At 64.4% G+C, this 16,153-nt stretch carries 16 protein-coding genes; 11 read left to right on the top strand and 5 right to left on the bottom strand.

Features of this window, described 5'->3' with window-relative positions:
- Nucleotide 1: 1 nt before the first annotated feature.
- The 4 genes from ACSQ22_RS01595 to ACSQ22_RS01580 form a co-directional block, all read right to left on the bottom strand.
- Nucleotides 2–793 carry an expansin EXLX1 family cellulose-binding protein gene (locus ACSQ22_RS01595; protein ID WP_436129204.1) on the bottom strand — a complete coding sequence of 264 codons (792 nt, stop codon included), beginning with the start codon at nt 791–793 and terminating at the stop codon, nt 2–4.
- Between the two features lie 5 nt (nt 794–798).
- Nucleotides 799–1,368 (bottom strand): NUDIX hydrolase, encoded by a 570-nt coding sequence (locus ACSQ22_RS01590; protein ID WP_121506264.1) that lies wholly within the window; start codon nt 1,366–1,368, stop codon nt 799–801.
- 125 nt (nt 1,369–1,493) lie between these two features.
- Nucleotides 1,494–2,270: a sensor histidine kinase gene (locus tag ACSQ22_RS01585; RefSeq protein ID WP_436129203.1), complete on the bottom strand. Its 777-nt coding sequence runs from the start codon at nt 2,268–2,270 to the stop codon at nt 1,494–1,496.
- 121 nt (nt 2,271–2,391) lie between these two features.
- Nucleotides 2,392–3,135 (bottom strand): LuxR C-terminal-related transcriptional regulator, encoded by a 744-nt coding sequence (locus ACSQ22_RS01580; RefSeq protein WP_121422759.1) that lies wholly within the window; start codon nt 3,133–3,135, stop codon nt 2,392–2,394.
- Nucleotides 3,136–3,703: 568 nt separating this feature from the next.
- On the opposite strand from ACSQ22_RS01580, the gene ACSQ22_RS01575 reads away from it, so the two are divergent.
- The 4 genes from ACSQ22_RS01575 (at nt 3,704) to ACSQ22_RS01560 (ending at nt 7,800) form a co-directional block, all read left to right on the top strand.
- Entirely contained in the window at nt 3,704–4,177 is a 474-nt protein-coding gene (locus ACSQ22_RS01575; protein WP_121420263.1) for a hypothetical protein, read from the top strand.
- Between the two features lie 147 nt (nt 4,178–4,324).
- On the top strand, nt 4,325–4,759 hold the full coding sequence (locus tag ACSQ22_RS01570) for a hypothetical protein (RefSeq protein ID WP_436129202.1): 435 nt from the start codon (nt 4,325–4,327) through the stop codon (nt 4,757–4,759).
- 40 nt (nt 4,760–4,799) lie between these two features.
- Nucleotides 4,800–6,554 (top strand): DUF4384 domain-containing protein, encoded by a 1,755-nt coding sequence (locus ACSQ22_RS01565; RefSeq protein WP_436129201.1) that lies wholly within the window; start codon nt 4,800–4,802, stop codon nt 6,552–6,554.
- A gap of 46 nt (nt 6,555–6,600) precedes the next feature.
- Nucleotides 6,601–7,800, top strand: a complete 1,200-nt coding sequence (locus tag ACSQ22_RS01560) for a hypothetical protein (RefSeq protein ID WP_436129200.1) — start codon at nt 6,601–6,603, stop codon at nt 7,798–7,800.
- A 111-nt stretch (nt 7,801–7,911) separates the two neighbouring features.
- Here the strand turns inward: ACSQ22_RS01560 and ACSQ22_RS01555 are convergent, their stop codons facing one another.
- A complete protein-coding gene (locus tag ACSQ22_RS01555) occupies nt 7,912–8,808 on the bottom strand; it encodes a LysR family transcriptional regulator (protein WP_431149368.1) in 897 nt (298 codons plus the stop codon).
- A gap of 484 nt (nt 8,809–9,292) precedes the next feature.
- Between ACSQ22_RS01555 and ACSQ22_RS01550 the strand changes: the two genes are divergently transcribed.
- The 7 genes from ACSQ22_RS01550 to ACSQ22_RS01520 all read left to right on the top strand — a co-directional run bounded on the left by ACSQ22_RS01550 (nt 9,293) and on the right by ACSQ22_RS01520 (nt 16,144).
- Nucleotides 9,293–10,135, top strand: a complete 843-nt coding sequence (locus tag ACSQ22_RS01550; protein WP_199726989.1) for a collagen-like protein — start codon at nt 9,293–9,295, stop codon at nt 10,133–10,135.
- Nucleotides 10,132–10,983, top strand: coding sequence for an aspartyl/asparaginyl beta-hydroxylase domain-containing protein (locus tag ACSQ22_RS01545; protein WP_218301181.1), 852 nt, complete (start codon nt 10,132–10,134; stop codon nt 10,981–10,983). Before ACSQ22_RS01550 ends, ACSQ22_RS01545 begins: the two co-directional genes overlap by 4 nt.
- Complete coding sequence (locus ACSQ22_RS01540) at nt 10,971–11,996, top strand: sulfotransferase (RefSeq protein WP_436129199.1); 1,026 nt, start codon at nt 10,971–10,973, stop codon at nt 11,994–11,996. Before ACSQ22_RS01545 ends, ACSQ22_RS01540 begins: the two co-directional genes overlap by 13 nt.
- Entirely contained in the window at nt 11,993–13,177 is a 1,185-nt protein-coding gene (locus ACSQ22_RS01535; protein WP_436129198.1) for an ABC transporter substrate-binding protein, read from the top strand. Before ACSQ22_RS01540 ends, ACSQ22_RS01535 begins: the two co-directional genes overlap by 4 nt.
- Nucleotides 13,178–13,188: 11 nt before the next feature.
- On the top strand, nt 13,189–13,734 hold the full coding sequence (locus tag ACSQ22_RS01530; RefSeq protein WP_436129197.1) for a phage tail protein: 546 nt from the start codon (nt 13,189–13,191) through the stop codon (nt 13,732–13,734).
- A 299-nt stretch (nt 13,735–14,033) separates the two neighbouring features.
- Nucleotides 14,034–15,557 (top strand): CoA-acylating methylmalonate-semialdehyde dehydrogenase, encoded by a 1,524-nt coding sequence (locus ACSQ22_RS01525; RefSeq protein ID WP_055396084.1) that lies wholly within the window; start codon nt 14,034–14,036, stop codon nt 15,555–15,557.
- A 164-nt stretch (nt 15,558–15,721) separates the two neighbouring features.
- Nucleotides 15,722–16,144 (top strand): lysozyme inhibitor LprI family protein, encoded by a 423-nt coding sequence (locus ACSQ22_RS01520; RefSeq protein ID WP_121420268.1) that lies wholly within the window; start codon nt 15,722–15,724, stop codon nt 16,142–16,144.
- Nucleotides 16,145–16,153 lie beyond the last annotated feature (9 nt).

The raw sequence follows: 16,153 nt of genomic DNA, 5'->3' as shown, positions 1-16,153 counted from the left end.
CTCACGGAAACTGCCCGGCCCCCGCGACCACAACTCCGTCAGAGGGCTCTGGCAGCGTGTCGATCAACGTGGCGCCGCCCAGAGCGGTGATGCGAACCTGCAGCGGGCCTGTGGCGATCGCGCTGGGGTGGACGAAGTAGTTGTAGTCGGTCCGCGCCACGGCAATCCAGTCTGCGCTGCCGCTGGGCTTGATCTCCAGCCCGGTGATGGGCAAGCGGTGGTTGCGCACCTGGATGGCCACCCACCAGCGGCTGCTGCCCTCCTTGTAGCGGTAGCTCACCGGGCCCGTGACATCACCCGGCACCACATGCCAGCGGATGGGAACACGGCCTGCGACGGGGTCGGCAATGCGGGCGAATGCGGACTCGCTCAGGTCCAGGTCGCCCGTCTTGCACTCGGGGCACTGGTCGGTGATGCGCACGGTGATGGATCCCTTGGGCCCGGTCACCGCCACGAACTGGCCGCAGACGGCACTGCCCGCGTAGTCAGGGCCGTTCATCGCCGCCACCATGAGGTTGTCGGGGCTCGCGTCGAAAGTGCAGTTGCCCTCGCCCGTGGCGCCGTAGAACGTGCCTTCGCCGGTGTAGGTGGGCGACAGCGCACCGGGCATGGACGGTGCAGGGGATGCCCCCGGTGCGGGCGCCGGGGCCGGTGCCGGAGATGGCGCATCGGCACCTGCGGTGGGTCCGTCGGCCGAGCCGCCGCCACCGCAGGCAGCCAGGGAGACCAGCAAAAGCAGTGCGGTGAGCCGGACCCAGCGGGTTGGATGGGCCTGAGAATTTTGGGGAGTCATCGTCGTCATCCTGTGGTGAGGGCAGTGTGTTGATGGGCACCAGCCGTTCCATCCGTTTTTTGCGGGGGAGTATCGCGGTGCACGATGTGCAGAACGCCTGCGGGCTCCTGCTTCAAAAAGTCGCCAAGGAATGCCCGCAGAAAAGCAGGCCGAATATCCAAGCCGGCCAGCTCGGCAGCAGAAAACCAAGCAAACACCAGCCTGCGAGCGCCCTCCACGCCGTCATAGGGGCCATCAGTCGCTGCCAACGGGCTGCCGGGCAGAGGGCTGGCGCGCAGATACAGTCCGATCTCGTGGTACGACACGCCCCCATAGGCAAAAAAATTCTCAGCCACCACGGCCAGGGAGCCCACGGCGATGCACGTGCCCCTATCCGCGCCCAGCTCTTCTTGCAGCTCGCGCGCCAGGGCATCGCACGCGCTCTCGCCAGGCTCGATCGCGCCGCCGGGCAGAGCCCAGAAGCTGTCGCCGTCCAGCTGGTGCAGCAACACCCGTCCGCCGTGGGTGACGAGGGCTGCGGCGCGGTGGCGCACACACCAGGGTGGAGTGGATGGAGGCAGGCTTGGGTCAGGCATGGGAAATCAGTGTGGGGCGAAGGACAGCAGCGAGGCGATCCTATCCACTTGCGCCCGCTGGTCCACTCCCGCCGGCGATCAGCTTGAAAGCAATCGCAACAAGGCATGCCACGGTGCGTGGCGCTTCATGTTGCGCGTGCCCAGGGCACCACCACCCGGATGCAGGTGCCGCCGTGCTCGCCCTGGAGCACCTGCAAATCTCCACCCGCCAGCGTTGCCCTGTGCGCCATCCCTGCCATTCCTTTGCCAGTGGCCACCGTGCTTTGCGGCCCCGGCGGCTCCATACCCCGGCCGTTGTCGCGGATTTCCATGCACCAGGCCCCGGTGTCCGGGAGGTTCCTCGCGCGCACCTCGATCTCGGTGCCCCGCGCGTGTTGCAGCGCATTGCTCAAGGCCTCCTGAACAATGGCTACGAGATGGGTCGTGCTCTCCGGGAGCGGAAAATCTGCACATGGGGGCGTTTCAACATCCCACAGCATGCGGATGCCGCGCTGCGCCAGCACAGGACAGATGCGGTATCTCAGCTGCGCCAGGCGATCCGCCAGCGGTGCATCCGCACTGTCCATCGAATCCACGATCAACCGCAGGTCGAGCAGGCACTTCTCCAGCGCCGCATGAAGCACGGGCTCGCGGAGTTTCGAAGATTCCAGCAAGACCAGGGCGCAGACCAGTTGGGCGCCCAGGTTGTCATGCAGATCCCTGGCGATGCGCCGCCGCTCGGCAAGGACCTCCGTACTGGGCCGCGGGCTGAGCCGGGGGCGCCACTGCAAGGCCCTGGGCAGTTGCACCAGCAGCATTGCACCAAGCCCCATGGTCGCGCCCACCACAGCCAGTTCCCACCAGCGCTGCATTGACGAACTTACGGACCCGATCCAGTGAAATGCCACGGCAATCAATGCCATCTGTAGTAGCCAGATACCAACGCAAACGACGGCAAACCATGGTGGGCGGGTGCGAAACATAAGGGCATCTGCCTTTCCGGGACCTGCACATCTACAGCGGCTCCCCCCCAATGAACGCTCGCTAAAACAGTCCCCGCAGCGAGGCAAAACGCACCGCTTGCGCGCGCGTGCGCACCTGCAGCTTGCGGTAAATGTTGCGCAGATGGGTGTTGACTGTCATGCCGCTGATCAGCAGGCGCGAGCCCACTTCGGCGCTGGTGTAGCCGCTGGCCACCATGCGCAGGATTTCTTTTTCGCGCTCAGACAGGCGCTCTGCCTCGTCGGGTTGTCGCCGCTTGGTCTCGGCGCCGTGGATGCGGTCAAAACGCTGCAGCAGCCTGCGGGCCAGGTTCGGCGTGATGGATGCGCCACCGTTGGCCACCTGCAGCACCGCCATCGAATAGTTGCGAAACCACGAGTTCTTGGCCACGTAGCCTGCAGCTCCCAGTTCGAATGCGCGCATGACCTGCTCGTCGTTTTCCATGACCGAAATGACCACAGCCTGCGCAGAAGGCCGCGCCGACTTGAGGAGCCCCAGCAAATCAAAGGCATCGCCATCGCCGAGATTGAGGTCCACCAGCAGCACATCAAAATCATGCTGCTTGATCGCTCTGCGCCCTTCCCTCACGCTGCCGGCCTGCGCAACGAGCAGGGTGCGGGGATCTGCCATCAGCTCCTGGGCGATGACAAGGCGGATATGCGGGTCGTCATCCACCAGAAGCACCCGCACCGGGCTGGCCTTTTGCCCCGTGAGAAAGGCAGGCCACACAGAAGGCGGGCTGTCAAAAGTGTCGAATTGCCCGGATGACCACTGCGGCGCTGGCATTGCATCTGCAAAGGGTAAGCAGGCCAACGCCGGCACGGGCGGGTTCGGAGAGTTGTCAGGCTGCCAGTTGCTCATCACTAGAAACTCCTGCGGACTTGGTCCATTGCGACTCAATGACGGTTTTCGCTGCTGTATCTCTGTACGAGGCTCCAAAGCCGACGCGGCTTTCAATTCCATTTTTTCCGCGCGCCACCCCAAGGGGCTGCGGCACATCAAGATGCGGCAAAAAAAGATTGAAATCTATAACTAATTGTGAACTTCACAAACTTCACAAATGGTTACTACCTGAAATTCAGCGCTCGTTCCCCGCTTTTTCCTATGCACAGCAGTGCGCACCTTTGGCCGTGGCAGAGGAAGCAAAGTGAACGCAAGAAGCGGGTCGCTCCATCGATTGAGGTAGCCCGCCCAGCGTATTTGCGGCCGAAACATCCAGGAACACACTGAAACCAGACAGCGCCACACGGCCATCGCCCCCTTCCGGGCCCTGACCAGACAGCCTGTCCAGCCCTGCATCGCAGATTCGCTGCGGTTGCAGCATGTGTCGAAGTTCATCCTTGAAGGATCTGTCATGAAAACCCTTGCTTTCATCGCACTCAGCGCCGTTGCCACTGCCGCCCTGGCCACCGGTCCCGTAGCTTCCAGCCCGGAAATCACCATCACCGGGAACTCCACCCAGTCTGTGTCCCTGACTTCGGTGTCCGTGAACAACAACTCGACAGGCGCAAAGAGTGAAGCGTTCCAGAACCTCGCTTCCAACACAGGCAACGTCACCATCAGCGGCAACTCGGTCCAGACCGTGACCGGTTTCGGCGGAAGTCTGACCAACACCGCCAGCGGCAGCGAAGCCTATGCCAGCCAGAACCTCTCCTCCAACGTTGGAGAGGTCACCATCGGCGGCAATTCCAACCAGTTCACCGCCATGATCAATTCGTCGGTCAACAACCTGTCCAGCGGCAGCAACAGCAAGGCCGTGCAGAACATTGCCTCGAACAATGCCTGCTTCACCTGCCAGCCCACCAAGACAGTTGGCTGGCCCCACTGAGAGCGCCGCCACTGCGGCACACAACGGCCGATGGCGGCCTGGGTCCGGGCCGCGCGCAGCTGCCCGGACGTGTTTGCCAAGGAGCGCACTGGCATGGCTGCATCGGCAGCCCGGGTGCGGTCCTTTCCCCTTTCCAGGAGGTGTTCCATGAGCACACGTTTTTTTGCACACTGGGCGACATGGGCAGCCGCCTTCGCAGCCGTGCTTTTTGCGGTCCCGGCGTGGGCCCAGGCCCCCGGCGAAGACCCGGTCGTCCTCACCAAAAAGCTCACCATCCAGATGCAGCCCACAGGGGCGGCAGCGGCATCCACAGGCCTGGACAACGCCAGCACGATGCCGTCGTGGCTGCGCGCCCGCATTGCACGCTATGAGGCCAAGGCTTTCTCCGACGACCCGGGCGGCGTTCTGACCAACAACGACGTCGTCACCACCGCCAACGCGCAAGGCATGCAAAAGACCTGCGTTCAGGAGGTGGGCAGCAACACCGTATCGGGCGCCGCAACGGGCACGGGCAAATATGGCCCAAACCAAGCCCCCCAGGTGGTGGTGCTGCGGGGCGATCTCGTCAACATCTGCAAGTAACCCGTTCTGCCCTGCAGTTCCTGCAGCGAGGAGAGACAACATGCCGCCCATCGCACTCGGCCAGGCCTGTGCCGACAAGCACACCCAAGCAGGTCCCCATCACGCAACGCTGTGGGTGTTGCTGCTGGCGCTGGTGCTTGGCGGCTGCGCCACCCCCCGGGACCCGCGCAAGGACCAGGAGTTTCAAAGCCTGGCCTCCATCACCGACCGGCCCGTGGTGCGCCCTACCCGCTCCATCTCCAGCTTTTCCGATTCGCTGATGTGCATGGACCACCTGCTGCGCGACGCACAGCTGCCGACCACGCTCATCACCAGCAAGCAGATCCCCGACTACTCCACCCGCGTGACCGTGGCCACCAAGGACATGGTGATCACCGCGCTGTCGCAGATGTCGCGCCTGAGCAATGCGTTCCGCTTCGTCGACTACGAGGTGGACATTGCGCGCCAGGACACGGTGCAGAACCTCACGACGATCCTGCTCAACAACAACCAGATGCAGCTGCAGCGGCCCGCGCTGTACCTATCGGGATCGATCTCGTACGTGGACCAGAACGTCATCAACAACCGGTTCGATACGGGGCTTTCCGGACCGCGGATCGACCTGGGCTACAGCCAGAGCCGCAACGCCACCATCATCGGGCTGGAGATGCACCTGGGCGACTTTCGCACCCGTACGCTGATCCCCGGGCTCGACTCGGCCAACGAAGTCATCATCGGCAACGGCGGCCAAGGCGTTGATCTGGCCGGGCGCATCGGCACCTATGGAGTCCAGTTCAATGTGGGGCGCGACTACACGCAGGGATCGGGCGGCGCCGTGCGGACCCTGGTGGATCTGGCCACCATCGAGCTCGTCGGCAAATGGGCCCGCGTGCCGTACTGGCAGTGCCTGACGCTGGAGCAAAACCACCCGGATTTCCAGCGGCAGCTGCGTGACTGGTTTGACGAGGGCTCGCCTGCAGTGCGCACGCAGCTGGTGGCGCGCTCGCTCTCCAGCCAGGGGTATCTGGCGCCCAGCGCTACACCGCTGCCCGACAACAGCCCTCTATTGCGCCGGGCGCTGGCGCGCTTTCAGGCCGACAACGGCATGGTGGTGACAGGGGTGGTGGACTTCCCCACCTACGAACGCGCGTTGCGCAACTTTGTGGGACTGTCGGCCCAGGGCACGCTGGCCCGCATTGGCTGGGCCAGCACCCATGCTGAGCCCGTGGCACAGGCCGCCGAAGGGCAGGCAGGGCCAGATGCTTTGGACGATGTGGTGGCAAGCACGCAAAGTGCGGTGAAGTATGGCGCCACACCGCCCGAGCGCACCATCAACCTGCAGATCGAGAACGTGCTGCTGGAGCGCACAGCCTTCGAAGTGGGCGAGCAGATCTTCCTGTCCGCCACGGTGTCACGGGCCTCCTATCTGCAGTGCTATCTGGCTGACGCGACCGGAACCGTCATACGCCTGCTGCCCAACCAGGCACACCCTACAGGATGGGTGTCTGCCAACCAGGCAATCCGCATCCCCGACTGGATGAGCCCCAACCCCGGTTTCATCATGGATGCGGCCAGCCCCGGCACCGAAGGTGTCGCCTGCTTTGCCACCGACGAAGACAGCACGCCCCGGCTGCCGGAGGCGCTGCGTGGCCCGCCGCTCAAGCCCCTCAAGAACTACCCGACACTGGAGCGGCTGAACGAAGCCTTTGCGGCGGCCTGGGGCGCTGGGGGATACACGGGCAACGCGGTGTACTGGAACGTGGTGCCCCGCAGGGTGGTACCGCCCGCCCCCGCACAACCCGCAGCGCGCAAGTAAGGACCGGCCCGCAAAGCCAGGCCATCCAGCACCGCGCAAGCCAGCCATGACCGCCCTGCCCCTAACCCGCCGCCGCTTCAACTGCGGCCATGTGGCCCATGCACTGGCAGCGGTCGGCACAGCCTTTCTGGGCCTGGCCTTGCCGGCGCTGGGGTCCGTGCATGCACTGCCCTCACCTGCCGAAGCCCCCATCGAACGTTCCTCCCTGCATGCAGCATCGCCACGCGCACCGGGGCCTGACCATCCTGACCGGGAGAAAAAGTTGCAGACACTTCGCCGCACAGCGCAAGGCGATGGGGCGGCCATGCGCAAACAGCGCCCCTCCGCAGTCCGTGTGACCTCCGACATGACCCCTGCCGATGCGGCCTGGTTGCTGGGCTTGCTGGCGCTGCATGGCCTGGCCATGCCGGCAGACCCGCCACAAGCCCAGCATTGGTTCGAGCGCGCGCAAATGCTGGGCCACCCACTGGCACCTGCCGGCCTGGCGTGGTGCCAGCTCAGCGGCTGTGTTGCAGCGCCCAACCCGGTCGCGGCCATGCACTGGATCGCTCTGGTGCGCCGTACAGAGCCTGGCCTGGCCAAGTACCTGCAATGGCATGCCGCCAAGGCACTGGCCCCCATGGACGAGCCCCGTGCCGCAGCACCGGCGCGGGACGCAGGCGCGTTGGCCCCGCCCCCATCGAGCCCCACCCTGCTGAAGCTGCTGACCGAGGCCAGCCGCGCGGGCAATGCACAGGCCAGAAACGAGCTCGGGTTGGAATACCTGGCGGCAGGCGACTTCGAAAAAGCGCTGGCCCAGTTCCAGTCTGCGTCCACACGGTCTGAAGCCGCGGCAGTGAACGCCAGCCTGCTGACCAGCCGCATCCAAAGCGGGCCCGCAGGGGGCGCACGGTCCGCCCGCTACAGCGCAGCAGACTGGTACAACGAAGCCCGGAGGTACCACCAGGGCGATGGCGTTCCCGCCAACTACACCGAAGCCGTGCGCCTGTACCAGATCGCTGCCAGCAGCGGCGATCCCCAGGCGCGCCGGATGCTGGCGCTGATCTTCTCCCGCCCCGCGCCCGACGGCACCGTGGACGTCACCTGGATGCAGCAACTGGCCGCCATCGACATGGGTCCAGGCGGCGGCCTGCCCGCAGGCACTGCCCGGGCCGTGGCGCCCCAGGGCTGGCAGCGGGACCCCAGCCCTTTGTATGAATGGGTTCCAGCAGAGTGGAGAACCTCCGCCACAGCAACCCGGCGCTGATCGGCCCCGGCGCCAGCGGGAAGAACACGGCTTTGTTGGGCAAAAAATGAATAAAAACAGGCCCTGGCGCTTGTAGATAAAGCGCAAAACGCTATTATTTATATAGCAAATTCAAACAACTGGTGGCAACAAGAGCCCCTGCTGCGCTGCCACGGCTTCGCGCAAGAACGCCCATGTGGCCTGCATGCGTGCAACGTGTTTGTTCTCTGCAGGCATCGACATCCAGAACGTTCGCTGAAACCGCGCCAGCCCAGGCAGCACCGGGATCAGCGACGGGTCCTGCGCCGCCACGAACGCAGGCAGCACCGCAAGCCCAGCGCCGGCACGCGCCGCCTCGTACTGCGCCAGGATGCTGGTGCTGCGCAGCACAAAATGCGCCGGGCGGTGCAGCTCGTCCAGGATCTGCAGTTCCTTGCTGAACAGCAGGTCATCCACGTAGCTGATGAAGGTGTGGCCGCGCAAATCATCGGCCGTATGGATGGGCGCATGACCCGCCAAGTAGTTGCGCGCACCGTACAGCTGCAGCACATAGTCAGTGAGCTTGACCACCAGCACCGCCCCGCGCGCCGGGCGCTCCAGCGAGATCACGATGTCCGCCTCGCGCCGGGACAGGTGCACCAGCCGGGGCAGCGCCAGCAGGTCCACCACCAGGCCCGGGTGGCCCAGCGCAAAGCGGGCCAGTTGGGGCGCCAGGATCAAATTGCCAAAACCTTCGGTGGTGCCAATGCGCACCAGGCCGTGCAGGCCCTGGCGCACACCCGGGGCCGCGCTCTCGACCGCAAGAAAGGCCGTCTCCATCGCCTCCACCTTCGGCATCAGCTGCCGCCCGGCCTCGGTCAGCCGGTGGCCGCCTGCTTCACGAGCAAACAGGGCCGAGCCGACCTGCTTTTCCAGCGCCTGCAACCGGCGCGACACGGTGGTGTGCTCCACCCCAAGGCGGCGGGCGGCGCCTGCCAGCGTGCCAGCGCGCGCCAGCTCCAGAAAATAGCGGAAATGGTCCCAATCCATGGCCCGATTGTGGCGCTCCGCGCAGAGATGGAGGAAGAACACCCGGCCCAGCGCCGCCGAAATCAGCCCGGCCGGGCCCACCAAGACCCACTGGATAGGTACGTCATGTCGCCACGTATCGTTTGATACATGTCATTTAACAATTTACACAGTATGCTTTCTATTGCACACTCCGCCCGCGCTGAAACCTGCACACAGAACAGGGCAGCGCACCGCAACCAGAGCCAAACGGGTCTACACACCCGCCATGGCGGCCAGCAACAGTTCAGCGCAAGGGAGAAAAGATGAACGCATTCGCGCAGCCTCCGGGGCTGTCTGCCGGCATGCCCATGCCGTGCAACGGGTTCCACCGGCTCCCGCGCCTGTCCAGGGCGTTCACCTTCGCGGCCACGGGCCATTTGTCACCCCTCCCATCTTTTCGCACCACGGGGCCTGTCCTGTCCTGCCCTGCTTTGCCCACCCGCATCCTTAGCCTTCAACCTCTATGAAACGCACCACTTTTCCCTATAAGTCGCTTTGGGCTGGTCCGGCCTGCCTGGCACTGGCCACTGTGTCCGTCCACGCTGCGGATATAAGTTTCACGCCCCCGGCAGGTGGTGGATTCGTGGTCAAGGGGCCGGGCAATACCGAGCGCCTGCGCGTACAAGACTCTGGCGAAGTGCGGGTTCCCAGTCTCTCGGGAACGGCCAATACCAATGCCAATGTGCTGTGTTTTGACGGCCCGACCGGGCGTCTGGGCCAATGTGCCCCCGGGGTCACCACCGGAGCGACAGGCGCCACCGGTGCAACAGGAGCAACAGGCCCGGCGGGCCTGACAGGGGCTACGGGCGCCACAGGCCCGGCGGGAGCGACAGGAGCCACGGGCAGCGCAGGTCCAACGGGTGCCACGGGCTCGGCTGGCGCTACAGGCGCTACCGGACCAGCGGGAACACCCGGCGCCCAAGGAACAGCAGGCCTTACCGGCGCCACGGGTGCCACCGGCTCGGTGGGCCCGGCAGGCGCCACAGGGGCCACCGGCCCCCAGGGTCCCGCAGGCAGCAACGCGATCACTGTCAATATTCGGCCAGCCACTGGCACAGGCACGGCAGACAGCTGCGCTGTGACCTCCTGCTGCAATGCGGGCGAGAAAGTCATCGGCGGCGGGTACGAAGGGGCCAGTGGCGCTGGGGGGATCGAAGCAGACGGTGTATACGTGGCGGCCAACCGCCCCGTCGAAGGCGGTGCTTGTGCGGCCGGGGTGCAGGGCTGGTCAGTCCGCCTGCTCAACTCCTACCGCGTTCCCGCTTTGACGACCGCCTGCAGTGCTTACGCCATCTGCACGCAATGACGTCTGCGGAATCATCGCTTGCTGAACTGCCACCACGGGGCCTGTGGGTGCAGGGCGCGCAGACAGCTCGGCTGCCCTGGCGGTTTGACACCCCCGCCGCCCTGGCAGAGGTGAATGCGCTGCCGGCCTCCCTCTGGCGCACCCATTTCAATGAAGGCCGCCATGACGGGGGATGGCAGGCGTTGGCGCTGCGTTCTGCGCCCGAGGCACCTATCGATGTAGTTCCCGTGGATGTGGCTGCCTCGCGCTATGCCGACACACCGGCCCTGGACCAATGCCCCACTCTGCGCGCCATGCTGGACACCATGGCATTGCCATGGAAGTCCGTGCGGCTGATGCAATTGCTGCCGGGCTGCGAGATCAAGGAGCACACCGACGCCGACCTGTGTGTGGGGCGCGGTGAGGCTCGCCTGCATGTGCCGCTACAAACCGGCGAACGGGTGTTCTTCCATGTGGATGGAGAGCGCATTCCGCTGCGCGCTGGCGAATGCTGGTATGTGGATGTGTCGCGCCCGCACCGGGTGCGCAACCGTGGCACCCTGAGCCGAGTCCACCTGGTAGCCGACACCTCGGTGGACATGCGCTTGGTCGATGCCCTGCGCGCGAGCGACTGCGGTGACCCCCTGCCCGACGCGGATGACCCGTGGCGCCAGTTCATCCAGTTCCGCGACCTGGTGGGGACCAACGCTGACTATGCAGAGCGACTCAGCACCATCACCAACCTGGCCGACTTCGTGCGTGAGTCAGTGCACATGGGGCAGGCCGCGGGCTTTCAATTTGACGCATCGGACGTGGAGTCGGCCATGAAGGCCGGGCGCCGCGCATGGACTGAGCAATGGGTACTGTGAACTTCAGCGGCTGGCGACCCATTCGCTTTTACATCGCCCAGGGCCAGGTGATGGTGGACTGGGCTCGCCTGCTGGACGCGCCGCTGCGTGAACCGTTTTTCCAGCATGGCATCCAGAATCAGCTGAGGCACCCCTTCCACCTGGCGTTTCGGCGCCAGACGCCGCTTCACGACCTGCTGGCCTGGCATGAGCAATCCCCAGGTCTCGATCCTTCGCTCGTCATCTTCCATGTGTCGCGCTGCGGGTCCACCCTGATCACACAAACGCTGGCAGAAAGCCCCCACCACCTGCAACTGTCTGAGCCCGGCCCCGTGGACTTCCTGGTAAGACAGGCGCTGGCCAGTGGGCTGATCGACGAAGCCCAGGTAGTCCGTGCGTTGCGCGCGTGGACCAGCGCCTGGGCGCAACGCTGCGACAGCGCCAGCCCACCGCTGCAGACCATGAGCCTCAAGCAGGACGCCTGGAACACCGACAAGGCAGCGCTGTTTGCAAAAGCCTGGCCCGATGCGCCTTGGGTCTTCCTCACCCGCGAGCCGCTCGCGGTGCTGGTGTCCCAGATGCGCGAGCGTGCGTTTTTTATGGTCCAAGGCGCGCTGGGCCATAACTTTGGTGGGGTCAACCCTGCCGAAATGCACGCCATGTCTGCCGAGCAGTATTGCGCCCAGATGCTTGGCAGTATTTACGCAGCCATGGCGCAGCAGTTCGACCCCACACGCGCGCTGTTGCTCGACTACGCCCAGTTGCCCGATGCCATCGAAACACAGGTGCTCCCCCACATGCGATGGCAGGTCTCGCAAGAGGATCGCGAAAGAATGCGCGAGCGCGCCACGCGGCACGGCAAGCAACCCCACGAAGTCTTTGAACCAGATACACAAACCAAACACAGCATGGCAAGCGACCTTCTCCAATCCTTGACTGCGCAGTGGATCGCACCTCACTACGAGAAGCTCCATGCGCAGCGGCGCAGCCACCCTGCGGCAGTTACCATCCAGTCTGAGGAAGCACTGCAATGATTGCGGCACTGCATCGACGCCATTTTCTGGCCACCGGCGGGGCTGCAGCGGCCACCGGCGTTCAGGCTTCCACCCCCCTCCTGAACTCCCTGGGCACAGCAAACCCACGCTGGCGCATCTTGGCCATCGCCCCCAGCTCTGAAAAGCTGCCGGAGCTGACCCGTGACTACCAGCAAGGTGTGGAGTTAGGGCTGGCCCAGGCCGGAGCCTCGTCCCAAGTCGCCCTGACCTGGCTGACTGCAGGCTTGCTGCCATCAGCGCCTGCCAAGGCAGTGGGTGCGGCGCTTCAAGCCAGGCCGTTTGACGCGGTGATGGGATGGATGCCTCCCGCGCTGGCAAACAAGGTGTCGCCCTTGACAGAGTCGGCAGGCGTGCCACTGTGGATCAGCGACACGGGCGCAGACATGGTTTCGCAGTCTGATACCCACCCGCTGACGGTTCGCCACAGCCTGGAGCTGTGTGCCATGGCCACAGCCCTCGCCGACAGGGTGTACGCGCAATGTGGTCCGCGCGCCTTTCTCAGCATGGGGCGGCACGAGTCGGGCTTTGACTTCCTGCAGTCTTTTCAGCAACGCTGGCAGGCGCTGGGTGGGAAGGTGGTGGGCCGCCACATTGCCGACATGCCGAACAACGCTTCCGAATTTGGGGGCCTGAAGCAGTCCATCATTTCCTACCAGCCCGATGCGGTGATTGCACTGTATTCGGGCCCCCAGTCGCAGCGCTTTGCGCAATGGTGGCAAAAGCACTCGGCGGCGCTGCACACAAGTCTGGCAGGCTTGCCCTGGCTGACTGAACACCCCCCAGGCATTCAGGCGCACACCGTTGCCACCTGGCCTTCGAACGAATTCGCCGACACTGCATGGAAGACCCGCTTCGCGCAAGCGGGCCTAGGCTGGACGGCGGCTGCACTGCTGGGGGCCGAGGCTGGCGCCACCCTCGGTGCAGCGCTGGCCGCTGCACCCCAGGGGGCCCGTGCTCGCGAACTGTGGGCCAGTCTGCCCAATAGCCTCCTTGCGGGCCCCCGTGGGGAGCGCCGTTGGGCTAATGCAGCTAGCGACAGTGAAGGCCCTCTGTGGGAAAACCCCGTTTTGGGAGCCAGCGCCCGAGTCCTGCGCCCCACCCACACACCAGGAACAGCCGTTTCACAACGCGGCTGGACTACTGGCTATCTTTTGACTTAAAGAGGAAACCCATGTCCCAACCCTTTATCGGTGAAATACGAATGTTCGGAGGCACCTTTGCCCCCAACGGCTGGGCGTTTTGCAACGGCCAACTTATCTCTATTGCACAAAACTCTGCATTGTTTGCCCTGCTGGGCACCACGTATGGAGGAAACGGGCAAACGACCTTCGGCCTGCCCGATCTGCGAGGGCGAGTTCCCATGGGCCATGGTCAGGGTCCGGGACTTACACTCCGCGTCCTGGGTGAGATTGAGGGTACTGAAAATGTCACCTTGATCTCCACAAATTTACCGGCACACACGCACACCGTCTCTCTCTCATCACCCGCAACAACCAGCCTTGGCACGCTCATGGAGCCCGGTCCAGGTACCGTACCGGCAGCGTCCAACCAGCGCAATGCGCAGTACGCGCCCAGTGCCAGCGCCAATACGCAACTACCGGTGAGCAATGGCAACACCGGAAGCGCTGGAAACAACTCGCCCGTTTCCGTGATGCAACCCTCTCTCGCTGTGAGCTTCATCATCGCTTTGCAAGGCATTTTTCCCTCTAGAAATTGAGCACACCGTGCTGCGCCAGCGAATGCTGGCAAACACCCAAAAATGGGGCAGGCCGTACAGGGCCTGCCCCATTTTTTTGTGGGTCCCTACAGCCCATTCGGCAAAGCACGAACCCCTGAGATCTATCCCGCCCCCATGAGCCCATGAAGGACAGGGGCACAGTCAAGGGGCCGCGCGCCAAGACCGTGCGTAAAAGCACATCCAAATTGCAATCTGACGCATTGCAATTACATATTTGCACGCATACCATGCACAGGTTGGCCCCTTTGCAGGCCCTTCACCACCCCGGAGACAAACCCATGAACGCACCCACCAACGTGGCCGCACTGGCCCCCACCGTCAAGCTGCTGATCGGCGGCCAGTTCGTCGAATCCAAGACCACTGAATGGCGCGACGTGGTCAACCCCGCCACGCAAGAGGTGCTGGCCCGCGTGCCGTTTGCCACCGCTGAAGAAATCGACGCCGCCGTGGCCTCGGCCAAGGAAGCGTTCAAGACCTGGAAGAAGACGCCCATCGGCACCCGCGCCCGCATCTTCCTCAAGTACCAGCAGCTGATCCGCGAAAACATGGCCGAGCTGGCCGCGATCCTGACGGCAGAACAAGGCAAGACCCTGCCCGACGCCGAGGGCGATGTGTTCCGTGGCCTCGAAGTGGTCGAACACGCTGCCAGCATCGGCAACTTGCAACTGGGCGAGCTGGCCAACAACGTGGCCGGTGGTGTCGATACCTACACCCTGCTGCAGCCGCTGGGCGTGTGCGCAGGCATCACCCCCTTCAACTTCCCGGCCATGATCCCGCTGTGGATGTTCCCGATGGCGATTGCCACGGGCAACACCTTCGTGCTGAAGCCCTCCGAGCAAGACCCCATGGTGACCATGCGCCTGGTGGAGCTGGCGCTCGAAGCTGGCATTCCACCTGGCGTGCTCAACGTGATCCACGGCGGCGAAATGGCCGTGAACGCGATCTGCGACCACAAGGACATCAAGGCCGTGTCGTTCGTGGGCTCCACCAAGGTGGGCACCCATGTGTACAACCGCGCCACCCTGGCCGGCAAGCGCGCGCAATGCATGATGGGCGCCAAGAACCACGCCATCATCCTGCCCGACGCGAACAAGGAACAAACGCTCAACGCGATTGCCGGTGCCTCGTTTGGCGCCGCTGGCCAGCGCTGCATGGCCCTGCCCGTGGTGGTGCTGGTGGGCGAGGCGCAAAAGTGGATTCCCGAGCTGGTGGCCAAGGCCAAGACGCTCAAGGTCAACGGCGGCACCGAAAAGGGCACCGATGTGGGCCCACTGGTGTCCTGCGCCGCCCTCGCCCGCGTGGAAGGCCTGATCGAGCGCGGCATTGCCGACGGCGCCACGCTGGAGCTCGATGGCCGCAAGCCCGTGGTGCCCGGCTATGAAAAGGGCAACTTCGTAGGCCCGACGATCTTCTCGAACGTGAAGCCCGGCATGGCCATCTACGACCAGGAAATCTTTGGTCCCGTGCTGGCCCTGGTGCCCGCTGCAGACATCGACGAAGCCATCGAATTCATCAACGCCAACCCCAACGGCAATGGCACCGCCATCTTCACCCAGTCGGGTGCGGCAGCGCGCAAGTTCCAGGAAGAGATCGACGTGGGCCAGGTCGGCATCAACGTGCCAATCCCAGTGCCAGTGCCGCTGTTCTCGTTCACCGGCTCGCGCGCTTCCAAGCTGGGTGACCTGGGCCCCTACGGCAAGCAGGTCGTGATGTTCTACACACAGACCAAGACGGTAACGGCCCGCTGGTTTGATGACAGCACGGTGAGCCAGGGCGTCAACACCACAATTAGCCTGAAATAACCCCCTGAGCGGCTGCGCCGCTTCCCCTTTTCTCTGCATCGCTGCGCGATGCGGAAAGGGGGACGCCACCCGTGGCTGAACCGTGAGATGGCGGCCATTGCACGGTGGCGCTGGCATTGGGTCGCGCCGGTTTCGACTGCATTGGTCGGTGGTAAAAGCAGGACATGCAAATTTTCAAACTGAAGAATTGGGTGTCAACGGTGGCCGTAACTGCAACCGCAGGGGGTGCGTTGTTGCTGAGCCCGGGTGTTTTCGCCCAGGCAGGCGCCGCGTGCCGCGACGCCGGTAGCCTGGAAGAGACCAACGCGTGCGCGGTCAAGGCCTACCAGGTCGCGGACACGCAGATCGCCATCCTCTACGGTGATGTGATGCGCGCCCTGTCGGCCCATGAACGCCCCCAGCTGCGCCAGGAACACACCAACTGGCAGCGCGACCGCATCACGCGCTGCAAGCAGGCCACGCGCGCCAGCGAGTCAGAACCCGAGTGGCCGCGCCTGTACCACGACTGCCTCACCGCAGAGACCGAGAACCGCCGCAGAGGCCTGATGCGCTGGCTGACGCTGGACCATCCGTCTGCCAAGCCTTAAAAACTCCAC

It is taken from the genome of Acidovorax sp. LjRoot38 (genome assembly GCF_964252975.1).
In the GTDB taxonomy this organism is placed as follows: domain Bacteria; phylum Pseudomonadota; class Gammaproteobacteria; order Burkholderiales; family Burkholderiaceae_C; genus Acidovorax; species Acidovorax facilis.
The sequence above is the reverse complement of the archived record's forward strand: the minus strand, read 5'-3'. Positions and strand labels throughout refer to the sequence as shown.